17 protein-coding genes and 1 riboswitch are annotated in these 18,375 nt (G+C 39.2%); of the genes, 9 read left to right on the top strand and 8 right to left on the bottom strand.

Annotated elements, in window-relative coordinates:
* Window positions 1–12: 12 nt before the first annotated feature.
* Window positions 13–306 carry an antibiotic biosynthesis monooxygenase gene (locus GJV03_RS02785; protein ID WP_004725336.1) on the bottom strand — a complete coding sequence of 98 codons (294 nt, stop codon included), beginning with the start codon at window positions 304–306 and terminating at the stop codon, window positions 13–15.
* Window positions 307–458: 152 nt separating this feature from the next.
* On the opposite strand from GJV03_RS02785, the gene GJV03_RS02780 reads away from it, so the two are divergent.
* The gene (locus GJV03_RS02780; protein WP_154129417.1) at window positions 459–1,394 is read left to right on the top strand and encodes a DMT family transporter; all 936 of its coding nucleotides are present in this window, start codon (window positions 459–461) and stop codon (window positions 1,392–1,394) included.
* An 83-nt stretch (window positions 1,395–1,477) separates the two neighbouring features.
* Here the strand turns inward: GJV03_RS02780 and GJV03_RS02775 are convergent, their stop codons facing one another.
* The 3 genes from GJV03_RS02775 to GJV03_RS02765 are packed head-to-tail and all read right to left on the bottom strand — an operon-like array spanning window position 1,478 to window position 3,512.
* Window positions 1,478–1,870 carry a hypothetical protein gene (locus GJV03_RS02775; protein WP_004725331.1) on the bottom strand — a complete coding sequence of 131 codons (393 nt, stop codon included), beginning with the start codon at window positions 1,868–1,870 and terminating at the stop codon, window positions 1,478–1,480.
* A gap of 31 nt (window positions 1,871–1,901) precedes the next feature.
* The gene (locus GJV03_RS02770) at window positions 1,902–2,540 is read right to left on the bottom strand and encodes a DUF1294 domain-containing protein (RefSeq protein WP_004816587.1); all 639 of its coding nucleotides are present in this window, start codon (window positions 2,538–2,540) and stop codon (window positions 1,902–1,904) included.
* Window positions 2,541–2,561: 21 nt separating this feature from the next.
* Window positions 2,562–3,512 (bottom strand): homoserine kinase, encoded by a 951-nt coding sequence (locus GJV03_RS02765; protein WP_154129416.1) that lies wholly within the window; start codon window positions 3,510–3,512, stop codon window positions 2,562–2,564.
* Between the two features lie 110 nt (window positions 3,513–3,622).
* Here GJV03_RS02765 and hisF point away from each other — a divergent pair, with 110 nt between their 5' ends.
* Window positions 3,623–4,384: an imidazole glycerol phosphate synthase subunit HisF gene (hisF, locus tag GJV03_RS02760; RefSeq protein WP_303576666.1), complete on the top strand. Its 762-nt coding sequence runs from the start codon at window positions 3,623–3,625 to the stop codon at window positions 4,382–4,384.
* A 571-nt stretch (window positions 4,385–4,955) separates the two neighbouring features.
* Window positions 4,956–5,270, top strand: coding sequence for a sel1 repeat family protein (locus tag GJV03_RS02755; RefSeq protein ID WP_224964392.1), 315 nt, complete (start codon window positions 4,956–4,958; stop codon window positions 5,268–5,270).
* Window positions 5,271–5,314: 44 nt separating this feature from the next.
* Here GJV03_RS02755 and ettA read toward each other — a convergent pair whose 3' ends face one another.
* The 3 genes from ettA to GJV03_RS02740 form a co-directional block, all read right to left on the bottom strand.
* Window positions 5,315–6,976 carry an energy-dependent translational throttle protein EttA gene (gene ettA / locus GJV03_RS02750; RefSeq protein ID WP_004816581.1) on the bottom strand — a complete coding sequence of 554 codons (1,662 nt, stop codon included), beginning with the start codon at window positions 6,974–6,976 and terminating at the stop codon, window positions 5,315–5,317.
* Window positions 6,977–7,156: 180 nt separating this feature from the next.
* The gene (locus GJV03_RS02745) at window positions 7,157–8,029 is read right to left on the bottom strand and encodes a hypothetical protein (RefSeq protein WP_154129415.1); all 873 of its coding nucleotides are present in this window, start codon (window positions 8,027–8,029) and stop codon (window positions 7,157–7,159) included.
* 68 nt (window positions 8,030–8,097) lie between these two features.
* On the bottom strand, window positions 8,098–9,672 hold the full coding sequence (locus GJV03_RS02740; protein WP_154129414.1) for an esterase-like activity of phytase family protein: 1,575 nt from the start codon (window positions 9,670–9,672) through the stop codon (window positions 8,098–8,100).
* Window positions 9,673–9,913: 241 nt separating this feature from the next.
* Between GJV03_RS02740 and GJV03_RS02735 the strand changes: the two genes are divergently transcribed.
* Window positions 9,914–11,191, top strand: coding sequence for an aminotransferase class I/II-fold pyridoxal phosphate-dependent enzyme (locus GJV03_RS02735; protein WP_004725315.1), 1,278 nt, complete (start codon window positions 9,914–9,916; stop codon window positions 11,189–11,191).
* Between the two features lie 75 nt (window positions 11,192–11,266).
* On the opposite strand, the gene phoU is transcribed toward GJV03_RS02735, so the two are convergent.
* On the bottom strand, window positions 11,267–11,989 hold the full coding sequence (gene phoU / locus GJV03_RS02730; protein ID WP_004725313.1) for a phosphate signaling complex protein PhoU: 723 nt from the start codon (window positions 11,987–11,989) through the stop codon (window positions 11,267–11,269).
* Between the two features lie 262 nt (window positions 11,990–12,251).
* On the opposite strand from phoU, the gene GJV03_RS02725 reads away from it, so the two are divergent.
* The 5 genes from GJV03_RS02725 to cpdA all read left to right on the top strand — a co-directional run bounded on the left by GJV03_RS02725 (window position 12,252) and on the right by cpdA (window position 18,308).
* Window positions 12,252–13,457 carry a hypothetical protein gene (locus GJV03_RS02725; protein WP_154129413.1) on the top strand — a complete coding sequence of 402 codons (1,206 nt, stop codon included), beginning with the start codon at window positions 12,252–12,254 and terminating at the stop codon, window positions 13,455–13,457.
* A gap of 64 nt (window positions 13,458–13,521) precedes the next feature.
* Window positions 13,522–14,574, top strand: a complete 1,053-nt coding sequence (locus GJV03_RS02720) for a hypothetical protein (protein ID WP_154129412.1) — start codon at window positions 13,522–13,524, stop codon at window positions 14,572–14,574.
* Between the two features lie 53 nt (window positions 14,575–14,627).
* Window positions 14,628–14,761: riboswitch (TPP riboswitch) on the top strand.
* Window positions 14,762–14,897: 136 nt separating this feature from the next.
* Window positions 14,898–16,793 carry a phosphomethylpyrimidine synthase ThiC gene (gene thiC / locus GJV03_RS02715; protein WP_034612636.1) on the top strand — a complete coding sequence of 632 codons (1,896 nt, stop codon included), beginning with the start codon at window positions 14,898–14,900 and terminating at the stop codon, window positions 16,791–16,793.
* A gap of 75 nt (window positions 16,794–16,868) precedes the next feature.
* Window positions 16,869–17,489, top strand: a complete 621-nt coding sequence (locus GJV03_RS02710) for an NUDIX domain-containing protein (protein ID WP_004725305.1) — start codon at window positions 16,869–16,871, stop codon at window positions 17,487–17,489.
* 9 nt (window positions 17,490–17,498) lie between these two features.
* Window positions 17,499–18,308, top strand: a complete 810-nt coding sequence (gene cpdA / locus GJV03_RS02705; protein WP_056517571.1) for a 3',5'-cyclic-AMP phosphodiesterase — start codon at window positions 17,499–17,501, stop codon at window positions 18,306–18,308.
* The last annotated feature ends 67 nt before the right edge of the window (window positions 18,309–18,375 follow it).

Here is an 18,375-nt window from a genome sequence, read left to right as displayed (position 1 = left end):
ACATATCGATATTTAAACCAATGTATTTTCAAAATGTTGCATTTCAATTTTACTTGCTAAAAAGGGCTTCATTGCCGTAAACCACTGTTTAAATTCATCTGTTTTCATAAAAACATCTGTATGGGTTTTAAGATCAATCCAGTGAATTTGTAGAATATATTTTTGATTGTCTTCTATACCACGGATTAATTTAAATTTTTCACAACCTTGGGCATTCCGGAAGGTGTCTGATAATTCATAAAATTTCTTTTCAAAAGCCATTTGTTGGCCATCAACAATATGAAATAAAGCCTGTTCGATCACCATGATTTATTTCTCTTTATCAAAATTTTAATTCAATATGCTAGCACGACTGCATGACAATTGAGTGATTTAAATACCCGATTACTCAGCTTAACATCTGCACAATACTGTGCTTTCGCGTAAAATAGCCCTGCTCTTCTACATTACTTTATTTTATGTCTTCCTCTCCCCTCGCTTTATTTTTAAAGTCCAGAACACCTCAAATTGCACTGATCCTAATGACCATGATTTGGGGTGGTACATTTGTCATTGTACATTATGCCCTAAACTATAGTTCCCCTATGTTTTTTGTCGGTTGTCGTTTTGCTGCAGCGACCATTGCTGTTGGATTACTGTCTTATAAATATCTAAAAGGTATCAATTTAAAAGAACTCATCGCTGGTGCACTGATTGGCGGCATGATTGCCGCAGGGTATGGCTCGCAAACTGTCGGTATGCAAACCATCAGCAGCAGTGAGTCTGCATTTTTAACAGCATTATATGTGCCCCTTGTACCGATTCTTATCTGGGTGATTTTTCGCAAAAGACCACATATCATGACTTGGCTCGGTGTTTTACTGGCGTTTATCGGTTTAATTTTTTTGACAGGAAATGGTTTTCATCACATTGATTTAAATACGGGGCAAATCATTACATTAGTTGGCTCGTTTGCAATTGCTATGGAGATTATTCTCATCGGGCACTTTGCAGGGAGGGTCAATATTCAGCATGTAACGGTGATTCAGCTTGCCTTTGCTTCATTGATTTCATTTGCCAGTATGCCTTTTGTGGGTGAGCTGCATATTCCACCCTTTTCATGGCAATTGGTGATGCTTGCAGTTGGACTGGGCTTAACCAGTGCTTTATTACAATTGACGATGAATTGGGCGCAACGTTCTGTCGATCCGTCTCAAGCGGCCGTGATTTATGCTGGCGAACCAGTTTGGGCAGCTTTATTTGGAAGAATTGCAGGTGAACGCTTACCTTTGCTGGCTCTTTTTGGTGGTTTACTTGTGGTATTGGGGGTGATCATCAGTGAATGGAGACCCAAATTTTTATACACACGACAGCTTAAAGAAAATTCAACTGAGATAGAAAAACAGCGTTCTTAATTAGAACGCTGTTTTCACTAAAATTACGCTTTGATCAAGCTGTATTGCTCGGGAACAAGATCCATCAAGGGTGATTTATTCAGTTATATCGGTAAGGCTTGATCATCATTCAGCGCAATAATGCCTCGAATGGCGCGATAGACAATCCATATCCAAGAAATAAATAAGGTGGCAGCACAAAAAATCGTAGCACCCACGGCAACACCAGCAAAGGCATTGACATTATCCATGGTGAAAAATAGAAAAATAAACGGAATAAATGCAATTACCGTCCAGACTAAATACCACCAAAAAGTGCGAATTTGCCATCTAAAATGACTTTCGAAAATCGTACCACGGACCGAATTCAATTTTACATAATTGATAATCAATGCAATGATTGCAAGAATTCCCGCAGAAAAAATTGCAACAATATAAAGGATATATAAAATTAAAGTCAGAGATTTACTATTATTTGGATCAACATAATTATTCATTGTAAGCCCTTTTAAATTTGCTAACGCCCGTTTAAATCTTAAACATATTCAAAGGCGAAATTAACCATAAAATCAATAAAATATTAAAGAATATGGTACACAAATAAATCTTTTTAAAGGGTTGTTTTTGTGTTTTATGTCGTAAGCGTTGCTGTGCTAACCAAGCTGCAGGCCAACCACCTAAAAAAGCTAAAATATGCAGGGTATTTTCAGGAACACGACGCTGATTGCTCTGCGCAGCTTCTTTATCTTGTGCATAAAACCAATAGGTCATCACATTGATAATACTGACAAAAAGAATAAACATGCCATTGAGCAAACCGCTTATGGTCAAAATTGCCAAAGCAATAATATAAACAGCGCACAAAATTTGCATCGGCTGTAATTTAGCCTGCTTTGCTGCATGCAACTGCTTGGCTTTAGCCGCTTGCTGGCTTGTGACTTTCGCCATTTGTGTGGCTTTTAAATATGTGACTTGTTTTGCTTTATAACGCCCTTGGCCGTCTAATTGCACCACATATTCAAGGGCACAGCCCACGATTGGGCGTGGCCCTTTTTGTGCAAAATCTTTGATGTGTAAAAATACGCGATCTTTTACACCATCATTTGGTTGAATAAAGCCATAGCCTTTATCATCGAACCATTCAACTAAACGACCTTGATCACGCATTTTATTTCCCACAAAAAGCTATTAAGCAGTCACGAACTTTAATCTTTCAATCAACATATTACGCATTTCTTGCGGATTTTTCTGCAAAATATCGTCACCTGTGCGTGCTTCAGCGGCATTCATCTGAGCGATTTGTAAACGCATCATCCAAAAGCGACCTGCGGCCATAGCCAAATATAACTCTAAACAAGCTCTTTCATCTTCAGTCAGGGGACGAATCGAGGTATATGCATTTAAGAAAGCCGTTGCTTTGGCTTCATTCAAGCGAACACTTGGATATTCTGTACAAAAGTCATTTAAGGTAATCGCAATATCAAAAAGTAATTCATCTTGATTCATTTCATAAAAATCAAGAATGCCTTTTAACTCATCGCCTTCAAACAAAGTATTGTCACGGAACAAATCTGAATGAATAAAACCTTTAGGTCGATTTGGATACATCATGGTCAGTGCTTCATATAAACCTAAAAGGTTATTCAGCAAAGCGCTATCCGCCACATCCAACGTTGGTTTAATTTGTTGAGCAACGTTATACCAATAGGCATGATCACGCGCCACTTGACGCTGTAATGGGAAGTTTTGTAACGCCACATGCATTTTGGCCTGTGCTACAGCAATTTGCTCAACTTGAGCGATTGTAGAAGGCATCGGATGTTTACCTGACATCCGTGGCGCAATTTGTGCAGGTTTATCTTTTAAGCTATGAATCGACTGACCGCTATGTTTTAACGGAACAGGAACTGCCAAACCTTGTTGCCCCAAGTGTTCTAAGACAGGAATTAACTCCCCTGCTGCTTGTGCATCCATATTTTCAAATAATGTTAATACAAACTGTGTTCCATCAGCACAAATGATAAAATAGTTGGTATTTTGCACACCGCCTTGAATTGGTTTAAGTTCAACCACCTCTAATCCATAAGGTGCTGCAAAGTGTTGAACTTCTTTTAAACTCAAAGTGGTATAAACCGACATAGAAAACCTGCGAAAAAACTTACATAAGTTTGATAGAATAACCGCTTCGACTATCGAGGTGTAGCACCTAAGTCACGAACTTTCATAATCGCCTGTTATTTTTGGAAAAAATTATGCTCGCTAAACGTATTATTCCTTGCCTGGACGTAGATAATGGTCGTGTGGTGAAAGGTGTCCAGTTTCTGGATATCCGTGATGCAGGAGATCCTGTAGAAGTTGCCCGTCGTTATAATGAGCAAGGTGCAGATGAAATCACCTTTTTAGACATTACCGCAACATCAAATGGCCGTGATACCACTTACCGTACTGTTGAACGTATGGCTGAAAGTGTGTTTGTTCCACTTACAGTTGGTGGTGGTGTTCGTAAAGTTGAAGATATTCGTTTGTTATTAAATGCAGGCGCAGATAAAGTCAGCATCAACTCTGCTGCGGTATTTAATCCTGAGTTCGTTCAAGAAGCGTCTCAGCGCTTTGGTGCACAATGTATTGTTGTAGCAATCGATGCGAAAAGAACGGGTGAAAATAAATGGGAAATTTTCACCCACGGCGGCCGCAAACCAACAGGCATAGATGCAATTGAATGGGCGGTCAAAATGGCAGAATTCGGTGCAGGTGAATTATTGGTTACCTCTATGGATGCGGATGGGACGAAAGCGGGTTATGACATTGGTTTAATGCGTCAAATCAATGATCGTGTCACCATTCCGACCATTGCATCAGGCGGTGTGGGTAATTTACAACATTTAGCAGATGGTATTTTAAAAGGTGGTGCCGATGCTGTATTGGCAGCTTCTATATTCCATTTTGGTCAATACTCTATTCCTGAAGCGAAACAATATCTTGCTGAACAAGGGATTGAAATGCGTCTTTAATTGATTTTTAGCGCACATATATAGAAGAATGTTATTTTGGCATTCTTTTATATATGCAATTGATTTAGCCTGATTCAAATAGCAAAAATTGAAATACCCAGAATTAAAAAACTAAGATAAAAATGATAAAAAATCTATATGATTTTAAATAGCTCCTCATAGCTCATTTTATACAAAGTACCAAGCCTTAAACTCAATAGGCCTAGTTCATCAATCAAAAAACGATCATTTAGAGTGAATCATATTGGTATTGAAAGTCCCTTCTCCTTTTGGGAGAAGGCTAGGATGAGGGGGCTTTTTATTGATTTATAGTTTTAAAAAAATTTCAAAGAAGCCTACTGCCATCAAAAATTGAATAAATGATTAATCTCGAACCACTTTAGCAATACTTTTATATGAAAAAAAATCATGGTTATTGGGATTACTTATTCTGGTTATTTCCTTTAATCTTATAGTGAAAATTTCATAAAAATAAGTGCGAGTCATTATGGATTTAATAAAAATAATACGGAAACTCAAGCAAATCATCCGCTATAAATACCATTATTCCAGTTCCTATCATGCATTTAAAATGTCTGAATCAATGCATACTTACCACCGTGCAACCAGTTATGAACATCTGGCGCTTAACCAGCGTGACCCTCTTGATTTAGATCAGCGATTAAATGAAAAAATCCAAAAATATCAACGCAACGCGATTTGGTATTTTTTACATTCAGCACTTAAAGGATATAGCACGGCCCAATATAAATTGGGCATGATTTACCTACAAGGCCAACTCGGCCTATCACCAGATAAAAAGAATGCATACAAATGGTTGTTGCTTGCTGCAAATCAAGGTCATCTCGAAGCACAACACCAACTTTATCGGCTTTATTTACAATAAAAAACCAGCTCGAAAGCTGGTTTTTTGATCTACCAAATTAGTGATTAACCACCAATTTTTTTGTATTTGGTACGTTTTTGCACAGCAGCATCACCCAAACGCGCTAAACGATATGCTTCATATTCAGCATAGTTGCCTTCGTAGAATTCTGGCTGTTCATTTTCAAACGACAAGATATGTGTAGCAATACGGTCAAGGAACCAACGGTCATGCGATACCACCATGACAGTACCAGGGAATACAAGAATTGCATCCTCTAGTGCACGTAAAGTTTCAATATCCAAGTCGTTTGATGGCTCATCCAGTAAGATTACGTTGGCGCCCATCTGAAGGATCTTCGCAAGTTGTAAACGGTTACGTTCACCACCTGACAATTCACCAACACGTTTTTGCTGATCTTGACCTTTAAAGTTAAAGCGACCGATATAGGCACGAGATGCAATCTCGTATTCGCCAATTCTTAAGATATCTAAACCACCAGAAACTTCTTCCCAAACTGTTTTATTGTTATCTAAAGTGTCACGAATCTGACCAACATAAGCAACTTTTACAGACTCACCCAATACAACTGTACCGGTATCAGGTTGCTGTTCGCCTGTCATCATACGGAATAAAGTGGTTTTACCTGCACCGTTTGGACCAACGATACCAACAATCGCAGTTGGTGGCACTGTGAACGATAAGTTTTCATAAAGTAGACGGCCATCAAACGATTTGCTGATGCCTTCAACTTCTACAACCTTATTCCCTAGGCGTGGACCAGGTGGAATATAGATTTCAGAGGTTTCATTACGTTGTTGGAACTCACGTGAGTTCAGCTCTTCAAAGCGCTCCATACGTGCTTTGTTTTTCTTTTGCTGACCTTTAGCATTTGAACGAACCCATTCCAATTCTTTTTTCAATGCTTTAGCAAAAGATTCTTCTTGTTTATTTTCCTGCTCTAAACGTGCATTCTTTTGTTCCAACCAAGAAGAATAGTTACCTTGATAAGGAATACCATGTCCACGGTCAAGCTCAAGAATCCACTCTGCAACGTTATCCAAGAAATAACGGTCATGGGTAATCGCAACGATTGTACCAGCAAAGTCTTTTAAGAAACGCTCTAACCAAGATACAGATTCTGCATCCAAATGGTTGGTTGGTTCGTCAAGCAATAACATGTCTGGTTTAGACAATAACAAACGACACAATGCTACACGACGACGTTCACCACCTGAAAGTAAGCTTACGTCAGAATCCCATGCTGGAAGATTCAATGCTGCTGCAGCTTGATCCATTTGGTTGCTAAGGTTGTGTGCATCCCAAGCATGAATAATTGCTTCTAATTTCTCTTGCTCTTTTGCAAGTGCATCAAAGTCAGCATCTTCAGCTGCATATTCAGCAAAAACTTCATCTAAACGTGCCAATGCATCTAATGGTTCACGTAAACCATCTTCAACGTTTCCACGTACATCTTTATTTGGATCTAATGGTGGTTCTTGCTCTAGATAACCGATTTTAATACCTGGTTGCGCACGAGCTTCACCTGAGAAATCTTTATCTACGCCAGCCATAATACGGAGTAGGGTAGATTTACCTGCACCGTTTAAACCAAGTACACCAATTTTTGCACCTGGGAAAAATGATAAAGAGATGTCTTTTAGGATTTCGCGCTTAGGCGGAACCATCTTCGACACACGGTTCATCGTGTAAATATATTGGGCCACGTAGGACTCCTCTATAATGAATAGAAATTCGCAAAATGCGAATAAATAAATACCGTCAATTATACGCTGAATTTATCTATTTTTGTTCAGATTTGTCCAATTGATTGAGATATTTTAAAAGCATCAAGAAAACATTTTTCCACACCAATACATGCAATCAAATCGCGACCTCACACATGATCACGAACAAAAATTCGGCTGATACTGATATACAAATTGCGTCTTGGTTTGAGTTGAACTTGGTGCATTGTAGTTTGACAATGTTTTCAAAGCAGAAAAACTAATGGCAGCACGTTGTACAACCTTATTGGTGTAATTTGCATTTGGGTCTTGGTACTTAAACGAGACTTCAACTACAGCAGGTTTTAATCCTGCATAAGGTGCTTGGGTATACCATAAACTCATATCTACCTCTGCATCAAACTCGCCTAAATCAATGCTGACCCCACGATAACTTCGTTCATAAAGGGTGAGTCCACCTACAGGTGATAACAGCTGATTATCACTGATGGCAAAGGTTTCTTTAAATTTTGGAAAATGCGTATGGATGTCTAAAAACTTATTGATTGTCCGTGTATTTGCCACTGTGGTGGATTTACTGGACCCCACCAAAAACCCTTGTGTTGCTGTTTGCGTGATATCATCTTCAAGCTTAGTTTTGGCTCCTGCAGTCGAGCTACTCAAATCGGAAAAATCAGACAGATAATGATCATAGCTTCTAAATTTAAGCGTCACTTCAGATGCTCCGTTTTCAATCCGTTCTCGAAAGCTATAGCCCATATTATTGAGTAGGCAACTGCTGGGTGAATCATAAAAACGTATTTGGCGTTGCTTGTCTAAGATCATCGTTCCTGAAACTGTACGGTTAATTTGCTGGGCAATAACCGTTTTGGCTTGTTGCATATAGCTATTTACGTTGGCGGACTCATTGGCATAGCTAAATTTGTCTGGCTGTAACAACAACTTATATTCACGTGATGTCACTTGCGGTACAGCCCAAGCAGTTGCAGTCATTAAACTCGTTAAAACGGTGAGAATGGCTATTTTTTTCATTGAGGAACCTATTATTTTTAAATGATGCTGATAGAAAAGCCGCCTCTTGGGCGGCTGTTGTTATGCAATTATTGGCCTTTTAAATTCAATTTATCCATGATGTACAAGGTATTGATATCAATACGTGTACGCGCCGCATCCAGATACTTTGGCTCCATACCTTTGGCATTATTCCAAAGCCCCATATCGTCATCATTTAAAATCCCAAGTGTCGCACTATTGATCAACCACAGACCTTCCATTTTATCATGTGGATATTTAACCGCTTTCCCCATATCCAGTACCAATGTTTTAGGTGCTGGAAAAATATTAAATGCTTTTAAACCGTCCCAGCCTTTATCCAATTGGTATTCTTCTAAGGTCTTGCCCGCAATGGTTAAACCGAGCTTTTCGTCTTGTTTGACATCATTTTGTGTTTGAATATCTTCTAAATTGGTGGCTTTGCTTAAATCAATACGATAGACATTTTTCATCACATTTGGCGTATCTTTATAAAACAATCCATCACGTTCTAAAACCAGAAATTGTGTTGCACTGAGGGCAATAATGGCAGAGTTTGAATTTTCAGCTATCTCTTGCTGATATAAATATTGTGCGACTTTTCCTGTTTCAAGATTAATCGTCACAATACGCGTCAATGTTGATTTATTGACATTTTTATTTGGTAAACTCATGGTCGATTGCATAATCCCAACCAAAGTTTTTTGGTCTGGGCTAATGGTTAAGCCTTCCATCCCTCGATTGGCACGGCGATAGCTAAACTCATTTGGCAAAGTCCAATTGTTGCGCTTATCAGCCTTAAATGGGTTGATACGCCCTATTTCTTTACCATTGGCATCATAATGCACAATATGTGGTCCATATTCATCGCTGACCCAGAACGTACCATCGTTAAGTGCAGTGATCCCTTCACTATCCAAGCCATAATCATCCAGTCTAATTGGATTATTCACCACATCGTATGGCTTGGTTGGATCTACAGTAATCACTTTCCCATTAACATCATACGGTGTTTCCCCTGTGCCACCTAAAGCAGAAGTATTGGGTAATCCCGTGATGTCTTTTCCATCGCGATCTTTTAAATTGATGGTTTTAATTAATTTCACAGTGCCATTGGCTTGAACTTCAAATAAACCAATTTTCGGCACATAGTCTGGAATGGCAAAAACCTTACCTGCGCCATATAATTTATCAGTAAAGTCTGCATTTGGCCCCCGATCGGTCAATGCATAGAATTGTTTTTTATTGCTTGGATGTGCAGCAACATCAGAACCAAAACCACCCTGACGAATATCAAACGTGCTATCAATGGTCGTACCATTCGCAGGGTAACGTCCCAGTACGTTAAATGGCAACGCTACACCTTGTTCAAACAAATTGGGCTTACAACCGTTTTCGGTTTTAGTGATTTCACTGGCTTCAAGTTTGCCATTACCATTACGATCTAAACCGCTCTGAATACGCGTTCCCCCCATGACACAGGCTTCATCACCAAATGCCAATGTTATATTTTGGGTTAAGGTCTTCTGTGTTATTGAATCTTGATCATCATCAGAACATGCGGTTAAACCCAGTAAACTACAGAGGACTAAAGTTAAAGTGCTTTTATGGCGGGTCAGTTTATTTATTGCTGCTTTTTTCATTGTGTTTTTAATAACTGAATTTATGGAATTTGTTATGCTAGTTTCAGCAAATGACACCACAATGACAGCTCACAAACTCAGCGATATTCGGTCTGTTTTTCCTCGCTGAAACTCAATTTATCTCGGGCTGCATTGTTGGCTTTATCTGTTTTTATGATTTTAAAATATATAAACCCTTGTTTACTTCATATATTTATTTGTTACACTCTATTGAAATTTAATAAAAAGTTGATGGAAGAACATGACATATAAAGACGAAACTCTAGCCATACATGCAGGCTATGAACCTGAAGCAACCACTAAAGCAGTAGCCGTTCCAATTTATCAGACCACCTCTTATGCTTTTGATAATACCCAACATGGTGCGGATCTATTTGACCTGAAAGTTCAGGGTAATATTTATACACGAATCATGAACCCAACGACCGCTGTGCTTGAGCAACGTCTAAGTGCGCTTGAAGGCGGTATTGGTGCTTTAGCATTGGCTTCGGGTATGTCTGCGATCACCTATTCTATCCAGACCATCGCAGAAGCGGGTGATAATATTGCATCGGTTTCAACACTCTATGGTGGAACATATAATTTATTTGCCCACACGTTGCCAAAACAAGGCATTGAAGTACGTTTCTTTGATTACCAAGATCCTGAAGCATTGCGCGGCTTGATTGATGAAAAAACCAAATTGGTTTTCGTTGAGTCGATTGGCAATCCGCTGGGTAATATTATTGACCTAGATGCCATTGCTAAAATCGCACATGAATATGGTGTACCCGTGATTGTGGATAATACTGTTGCAACACCTGCCCTACTGAAACCTTTTGAACATGGTGCAGATATCGTGGTGCATTCATTGACCAAGTATATTGGCGGTCATGGTAATTCGATTGGTGGCGCGATTGTCGATAGCGGTAAATTCCCTTGGGGCAAATATCCCGAGCGCTTCAAAGTCTTAAATACCCCAGATCCAAGTTATCATGGGGTGAACTATGTAGAAGCTTTAGGTGCTGCGGCATATATCGCCCGTGCACGTGTTGTTCCATTAAGAAATACAGGCGCAGCGATCAGCCCGCTCAGCGTATTCTTAATTTTACAAGGCTTAGAAACACTGAATTTGCGTATGGAACGCCATACTGAAAATGCACAAAAAGTTGCTGAATATTTACAGGCACACCCAAAAGTAAAATGGGTCAACTATGCGGGCTTAAAAGATCATCCACAACATGCTTTGGCACAAAAGTACGTCAAAGGTAAACCGTCTGCAATTCTGTCTTTTGGTGTTGAAGATGGTCGTGAAGGTGGCACCCGTTTTATCGATGCATTACAGCTGTTTACTCGCCTAGTGAATATTGGCGATGCAAAAAGTTTAGCCTGTCATCCAGCAACTACCACGCATCGTCAACTGAATGAAACAGAGTTAAAAGCAGCAGGCGTGAGTATTGATATGGTGCGTTTATCTGTGGGGATTGAACATATTGATGACTTGATTGCAGACTTAGAACAAGCACTCGCTCAAGTGTAATTTTCTTTTTGTGATCTTAAATTTTTCAAATAAAAAAGACCTGAATCATTCAGGTCTTTTTATTTATAAATTCAATTATTTACCTTGAACTTTTTGTTCAATCTCTTCAACACTGGTATGTCGCGCATCAAAACCTTTTGCCATATAAATGACTTGTTCTGAGATATTACGGGCATGGTCACCAATTCGCTCTAGTGAACGCAATACCCACATCACATTGATGACACGACTAATATGACGTGGATCTTCAATCATATAGGTCATCAGTGTCCGCGTCGCAGATTGATATTCACGGTCAATATCTGCATCGGCCAACAAAACTTTTAATGCCTGTTCTGCATCCACACGCGCAAAAGCATCTAAAGCATCATGAATCATGACACGCACTTGATTGCCAATGTGCCGTGTTTCCATATAGCCACGCGGAGACTCGCCCTCTTCACATAAAGTCTGTGCAATACGGGCAATTTTTGCAGCTTCATCACCAATACGTTCTAAATCGGTATTGGCTTTACTCATGGCAATCACCATACGTAAGTCGATTGCAGCTGGATGACGACGCGCCAAAATCAAAGTCAGTGCTTCATCAATTTCTCGTTCATAACGATTAACTGTATTGTCTTGGAATTGAACATCAATCGCCATATTGGCATTGGTATCCAATAACGCATGCACTGCATTTGCGACTTGTTGTTCTACCAAACCGCCCATGGTCATAAATTTGGTATTCACATCCTGTAAGTCCTCATTAAATTGAGAAGATATATGATGGTTTAATACAGGATTACTTGGGCTCAAGGTCAGATGCTCCACACGCAACAAAAACTATTTTTATGGGTTAATATTAAAGCATATTCATTATGAATGTTTTATGACAAGTATTTTTCTTTCAAATGAATTTCTCAATATCGCTCATTTCACTTCTGATCAAAGCAATTTAGAGTAAAGATACTACTACAATTTGCTGAATTTACATATGTAACTTTGCTGTGAGCATCCATTTATCGCAAATCCACGATGCTGTACTCAGGTTAATTTTTGCAGTTCTTAAATCAGACACATGACTCAGTTTCTTGCAAAAAGTAACGTTTCATTATCACAAAACTACAAAATATTTCATTTATTTAGCCTCGATTCAGCGACAATGGCATCGAACAAAATTGAGCTTCTTTTAAATGCTGGTCGAATGAAATTTCCTCGCAATATCCTTCATTTTCTCATTTCAGGCATACTCGTTATCTTGAGTTGCATGGTGGTTATCGCGTGTCAAAAACCCACAACCGACATTGTCAAAGAATCTAAAGAAGCGCCACAAAAAGAAAATCCTATTCCTGATTTAACCCAAATTTGCCAAAATCTCAAAAATGAGATGCTGGCAATCAACGCAAAAAGAACCACGCTTGCGATAGAACAAGTCAATCAAGATATTCGTATGTGTTTACCTTTGATGAAACCTGCGGAACAAATGGAATTGATGCATCAGTCGAAACGTATGTATCAACAATTTTTACAGATTGAGCGCACTTCAGAACAACAGCAAGCATTTGAAAACTATGCTTTAGATCAAGCTGCATATCCCACTATTCAACAGAGTAAATTTGAACAACTTAATCTACGTGACCAATATTTATTACGTCACAAAGGCCAAGCTTATATTGAGCTGAGCGAACAAACAGATGATAAAATTGTCTATCGAAGAAGCCCGCAATATTTAGCAAAAGTTTTCGCGCCGTATCTGACTGCACCTGAACAAGTTTTTATCGAAAATCTTGCAGATCAAAATACCCAACCGCTTTTTAAAAACCATAAACCCGATATTGATGCTGAAGAAATTGCAAAAAGAGCTAAGTTTTGGCAAGAATATCTACAAACTTATCCCACTAGCCCTTTTTTACATGATGCACAGTTCTTAAAAAATGCATATAGCAGTCTATTGTTTTTAGGCACTGAAGAAGCCCCTATTTCGATTACATTTGAAAATCAAACTGATATTGATGCAGCCAGCTGGTTGGTGATTGAACGCTTAGCAAAGTCCGATGATGGTGAGCTTTCAGCACAGGCCAAGAAGTTTGTTCATTTTTTAACAATGAGCAAAGAGCAAAGACAGCAAAAAATTCAAATTAGTGAAAAAGAACGCACTAAACTGGAAAATATCCCTCAATTATTGGCGCTGTCCCAGCTCAATCAATATCTAAATTTAAGCCCGATCGATTTTAAGCATGTTAAAAAAGATTGCTTTAGTGATGCGATTTGTTCTAACAGTTAGATGTTATTTAGCTCAATTTTTATTATCCTTGTGGTATTCAAAAATACACAACAACAGTCATACTATGAAAGCTTTAAAACAACATCTATCACTCACAACTCTCTGCCTGTGTACCCTATTCAGCGCTTGCCAAAAACACAAGAATAATCAAACAATTGAGACGACTAAAGCAGCATCTAAAGCAACTCAGACCAGTACAGCTGAAATATCAGCACTTCCACAAGACTGTAACGAGATAGATACAAGCATCAAAAAATTAGAAAAAACGGTCATCGTGGAAGATTTAAATGACCTCAATCAATTACTAAAAAAATGCCTCGCATCTGCCCCGTTAAAAACACGCTATCAATGGCAAGCAAAAATTGAAAACATTTATCAAAAACTCATCACCGATGCCTCGCCTGAAGTCTTTCAATATATGACCGATACACTTGCAGACGGTCAGTCTATGACAGCTCAACAAAAACAAGAACTGTATAAAAAGTTAAAACCACGTGAGAAATATTTAGTTGATCACGCAAAGGAATTATATTTAGCAAAATTTTATATCGGTGAAGGTGAATACACCTTTGTACAGCATCCACAATATGATCTGGATATTTTTGTACCCTATTTAGAAAAATCAGATCAGGTTTACTTTAAACAGATCCGTAAAGAGTATACAGGTGCCAACTATATTATGGACGCAGGGCTAGCAATTAGTTTTGATGAGGTGGCCAATCGATTGTTATATTGGGAAAAATTCAATAAAGATTACCCCAACAACCATTTTAAACCTCAAGTCATAGAGAACATTGAACAATACCGTAATGCACTTTTTCAAGGCGAGGATAACACCCGCACGCTCTGGTTCGATGACAATAAAATTGCAGATGAACAAGCAATCAAAGCGATTGAAAAAATTGCAAAAAGTAAAACTGCAAGTCGCACAGCTGCACAGAAATTTGTGAATTTAATCAATGCAAGTGAAACGCTTTGGCAACAAATGCCAAAACCATCTAGCCAGTATCCTGAAGATAACTCACCTGAGCAGCAAGAGATCCGGGTACAACGTGAAGCATTTGAACAAAAAATTAGAAAATCTGTCGAAGAAATTCTGGCTCAAAAAAATAATTGAAATTGATATCGGCATGCCAGCATATTTTCAATGAGAACATGCTAAGATTTGAATATCGCTTGACGGAGCGCGAGTAATTCCTCGCTGAGATTTAGTCAGTTTTGCATCTCCTTGCCAAAACTTAAACTAAAGTACCGTTGAACCTGATCAGGTTAAGACCTGCGTAGGAATCAAGCATCTAAAAACTGACAGCCCATAGTTTATCTATTTTTGTCGCAATAGCGCTTTATTCTGATGATGAGTTTAGCAGATAAAATAGACTAAATTTGCCACCGTTTTTGGTCGTGCTTGATTCGTTGATGTCATTCATAAGGATCATTGTAATGAACCAATTAACGAATCTATCCCCTGCTGATCAATTGGCTCAACACGAGCAAGAAGCCAAAGATCTGACTCGAATTTTACCCGCATCTAAAAAAGTTTATATCCAAGGTTCACGCCCAGATATTCAAGTACCGATGCGTGAAATTGAACTCACGGATACTCCGACTGGCCTTGGTGGTGAAAAAAATCCACCAATTATGGTCTATGATACTTCAGGTGTTTATACCGATCCCAACGTACACATTGATTTGAATAAAGGCTTACCCAATGTCCGTGAAACTTGGATTGAAGAACGTGCCGATACTGAGCATTTAGCCAGCTTAACCTCTAAATTTGGCCAAGAACGTCTGAAAGATATTCGTACTGCTGAAATCCGTTTTGCCCATATTCAAAAACCACGTCGTGCAAAAACAGGCAACAATGTCACACAAATGCATTATGCCAAACAAGGCATCATCACGCCTGAAATGGAATACATTGCGATTCGTGAAAATCAGCGCCAGCATGAAGGTGTCGATATGCGCCAGCATGCAGGGCAAAATTTTGGTGCACACAACCTCATGGAGATTACCCCTGAATTTGTGCGTAAAGAAGTCGCTGAAGGTCGTGCCATTATTCCAGCCAATATTAACCATCCTGAATGCGAACCCATGATCATTGGGCGTAATTTCTTGGTAAAAATCAATGCCAATATTGGCAACTCAGCTTTGGGTTCATCGATTGATGAAGAAGTGTCGAAAATGACTTGGGCAACCCGTTGGGGTGCTGACACCATCATGGACTTATCGACGGGTAAAAATATCCATGAAACCCGTGAATGGATTATCCGCAACTCACCAGTTCCAATTGGTACGGTACCAATTTATCAAGCACTTGAAAAAGTCGATGGTGTTGCTGAAGACCTGACATGGGAAATCTTTAAAGACACCCTGATTGAACAAGCGGAGCAAGGTGTCGATTATTTCACCATTCATGCTGGGGTCTTATTACGTTATGTGCCGATGACAGCCAATCGTTTAACGGGGATCGTATCACGCGGTGGTTCGATCATGGCGCAATGGTGTTTGGCACATCATGAAGAAAACTTCCTCTATACGCATTTTGATGAAATCTGCGAAATCATGAAAGCCTATGATGTATCTTTCAGCTTAGGCGACGGTTTACGTCCGGGCTGTATTCAGGATGCCAATGATGAAGCGCAATTTTCTGAATTACGCACTTTAGGTGAACTGACCCATCGTGCATGGAAACATGATGTTCAGGTCATGATCGAAGGACCAGGCCATGTTCCAATGCATATGGTCAAAGAAAATATGGACTTGCAACTTGAAGTTTGTCAGGAAGCACCTTTCTATACTCTTGGGCCCCTCACCACCGATATTGCTCCAGGCTATGATCATATTACCTCTGCGATTGGTGCAGCGATGATTGGTTGGTACGGCACTGCAATGTTGTGTTATGTAACCCCTAAAGAGCATTTGGGTCTGCCCAATAAGAAAGATGTTAAAGACGGGATTATCACCTATAAAATCGCAGCCCATGCGGCGGATTTAGCCAAAGGTCATCCGGGCGCACAAGTTCGTGACAATGCTTTATCTAAAGCACGCTTTGAGTTCCGTTGGGAAGATCAATTCAATCTCAGCTTAGATCCTGATACTGCAAGATCAATGCATGATGAAACCATGCCTAAAGAAGCACATAAGTCAGCACACTTCTGTTCAATGTGCGGACCTAAGTTCTGTTCGATGAAAATCACCCAAAACGTGCGAGATTATGCACAAAATCAACAAAATGCAGCCCACCCTGTAAATAGCGAAACGCTTATAGAAGATGGTCTCAAAACCATGAAATCCGTTTATCAGGAACAAGGGCAAAAGTTGTACCATAAAGTGTAAAGATTAAAAAAAACTTTTGTCTTTCACTATTTCTCAGTTAGGATGAAGTGAATATGTTTCATCCTAACTGTGCACATGAACATCATTCAGCAAGCAACCTACACCCATAATGATGTAGAAATACAATCTCGTGAATATGCCTTTAAAGGTTTTGTTCAAGTCGAAAAAGTGAGCTTGCGACACCGATTATTTAATCAAACTGAATATACCTCAGCCATTCAACGTGAATTAATTCGCCGTAAAGAAGCTGCTGGTGTACTGATTTATAATGATCAACAACAAAAATTTGCATTGATTGAACAGTTTCGTGTGGGGGCAATTGATGATGAAATTTCACCTTGGCAACTCGAAATCATTGCAGGCGTACTTGATGGAGATGAATCTCCAGAAAGTTGCATTCGACGGGAAAGCATCGAAGAATCTGGATGTGAATTAAACCAAATCAAACATCTGTTTAGCTTCTATCCATCTGCTGGTGCATGTGATGAAATCTTTCATCTCTATGTTGCGCAAGCCGCATTACCTGCTGAAGGTGGTGTGTTTGGTATGCCAGATGAAAGTGAAAATATCCAACTTCATATCATTGATTATTCAGATTTGAGTCTATTATTAAAAAGTAATCGTTTAAAAAATGCACCTGTGATTATGGCTTTGCAATGGCTACAACAGCACTTGCATGCATTTGAAGATGTCTAGGGGAAAGGCATGCAATCAGAGATATTGCCGCAAACAGATAAAGATAGAGTGATTATCCAAATCACAGATACACACCTGATGGATAAACCTGATGCAGAGTTTGTCGGGATTAATCCTGAAGAAAGCTTTCATGCCGTCATGGATGATATTCAGCAACGCTATAAAAATATCGATCTGATTTTACATACTGGTGATTTGGCTCAAGCTGCATTTCCAGAAACTTATGCGCGCTATTTAGAATATATGCAGCGTTTTGGTGTCGATTTTTATCAAATTCCGGGAAATCACGACAATATCAACTTGTTCCCGTTCCATTCGCCAGAACCTATTCCAGCAGTGATTGAGTTAGATCAATGGCGTATCATTTTGCTGAATAGTGCTGTGGGTGGACGTACTGATGGAAACATTCAAACGGAACAATTGGTCCATCTAAAACGGCTATTGGAACAATTGCGTGACAAATTTATCCTTATCGCCTGTCATCACAATCCTTTTGATATGCATTCCAAATGGCTCGATCAACATAAGCTCAAAAATGCCGATGAATTAAAAGCCGTACTCGAACCCTTTGATAACATCAAAGCCGTGTTACATGGTCATGTTCATCAAGAATCCTATAATGTATGGAATGGAATACAGTTTATTTCTACTCCTGCGACGTGTGTACAATTTAAACCCCTCAGCCAAGAGTTTTCATTTGATCCAATTGCGCCTGGTTACCGTTGCTTACATTTAAAAGCCAATGGTGAATTTGAGACCGCTGTACACCGCTTGGATCACTTCAAAGTTACAATTAATGAAGAAATTTCAGGTTACTAGCTTTTCATTTTGGTTTTTTTCTATTAAGTTATTCGTCCAACGAGATATGCAGAAAGTCGAATTCAGG

It is taken from the genome of Acinetobacter sp. RIT698 (genome assembly GCF_009668065.1).
GTDB lineage: Bacteria > Pseudomonadota > Gammaproteobacteria > Pseudomonadales > Moraxellaceae > Acinetobacter > Acinetobacter guillouiae.
Note: the sequence above shows the minus strand (reverse complement) of the source record. Positions and strands in the feature narration are given on the sequence as shown.

Excerpts from the sequence above, each read along its gene's own strand:
- GJV03_RS02780 (WP_154129417.1), top strand. The coding sequence starts at position 459 with ATGTCTTCCTCTCCCCTCGCTTTATTTTTAAAGTCCAGAACACCTCAA.
- GJV03_RS02720 (WP_154129412.1), top strand. The coding sequence starts at position 13,522 with ATGAAAGCTTTAAAACAACATCTATCACTCACAACTCTCTGCCTGTGT.
- GJV03_RS02755 (WP_224964392.1), top strand. The coding sequence starts at position 4,956 with ATGTCTGAATCAATGCATACTTACCACCGTGCAACCAGTTATGAACAT.
- GJV03_RS02710 (WP_004725305.1), top strand. The coding sequence starts at position 16,869 with ATGAACATCATTCAGCAAGCAACCTACACCCATAATGATGTAGAAATA.
- GJV03_RS02775 (WP_004725331.1), bottom strand. The coding sequence starts at position 1,870 with ATGAATAATTATGTTGATCCAAATAATAGTAAATCTCTGACTTTAATT.
- GJV03_RS02745 (WP_154129415.1), bottom strand. The coding sequence starts at position 8,029 with ATGAAAAAAATAGCCATTCTCACCGTTTTAACGAGTTTAATGACTGCA.
- GJV03_RS02740 (WP_154129414.1), bottom strand. The coding sequence starts at position 9,672 with ATGAAAAAAGCAGCAATAAATAAACTGACCCGCCATAAAAGCACTTTA.
- GJV03_RS02725 (WP_154129413.1), top strand. The coding sequence starts at position 12,252 with ATGACTCAGTTTCTTGCAAAAAGTAACGTTTCATTATCACAAAACTAC.
- cpdA (WP_056517571.1), top strand. The coding sequence starts at position 17,499 with ATGCAATCAGAGATATTGCCGCAAACAGATAAAGATAGAGTGATTATC.
- thiC (WP_034612636.1), top strand. The coding sequence starts at position 14,898 with ATGAACCAATTAACGAATCTATCCCCTGCTGATCAATTGGCTCAACAC.
- GJV03_RS02785 (WP_004725336.1), bottom strand. The coding sequence starts at position 306 with ATGGTGATCGAACAGGCTTTATTTCATATTGTTGATGGCCAACAAATG.
- GJV03_RS02770 (WP_004816587.1), bottom strand. The coding sequence starts at position 2,540 with ATGCGTGATCAAGGTCGTTTAGTTGAATGGTTCGATGATAAAGGCTAT.
- GJV03_RS02735 (WP_004725315.1), top strand. The coding sequence starts at position 9,914 with ATGACATATAAAGACGAAACTCTAGCCATACATGCAGGCTATGAACCT.
- GJV03_RS02765 (WP_154129416.1), bottom strand. The coding sequence starts at position 3,512 with ATGTCGGTTTATACCACTTTGAGTTTAAAAGAAGTTCAACACTTTGCA.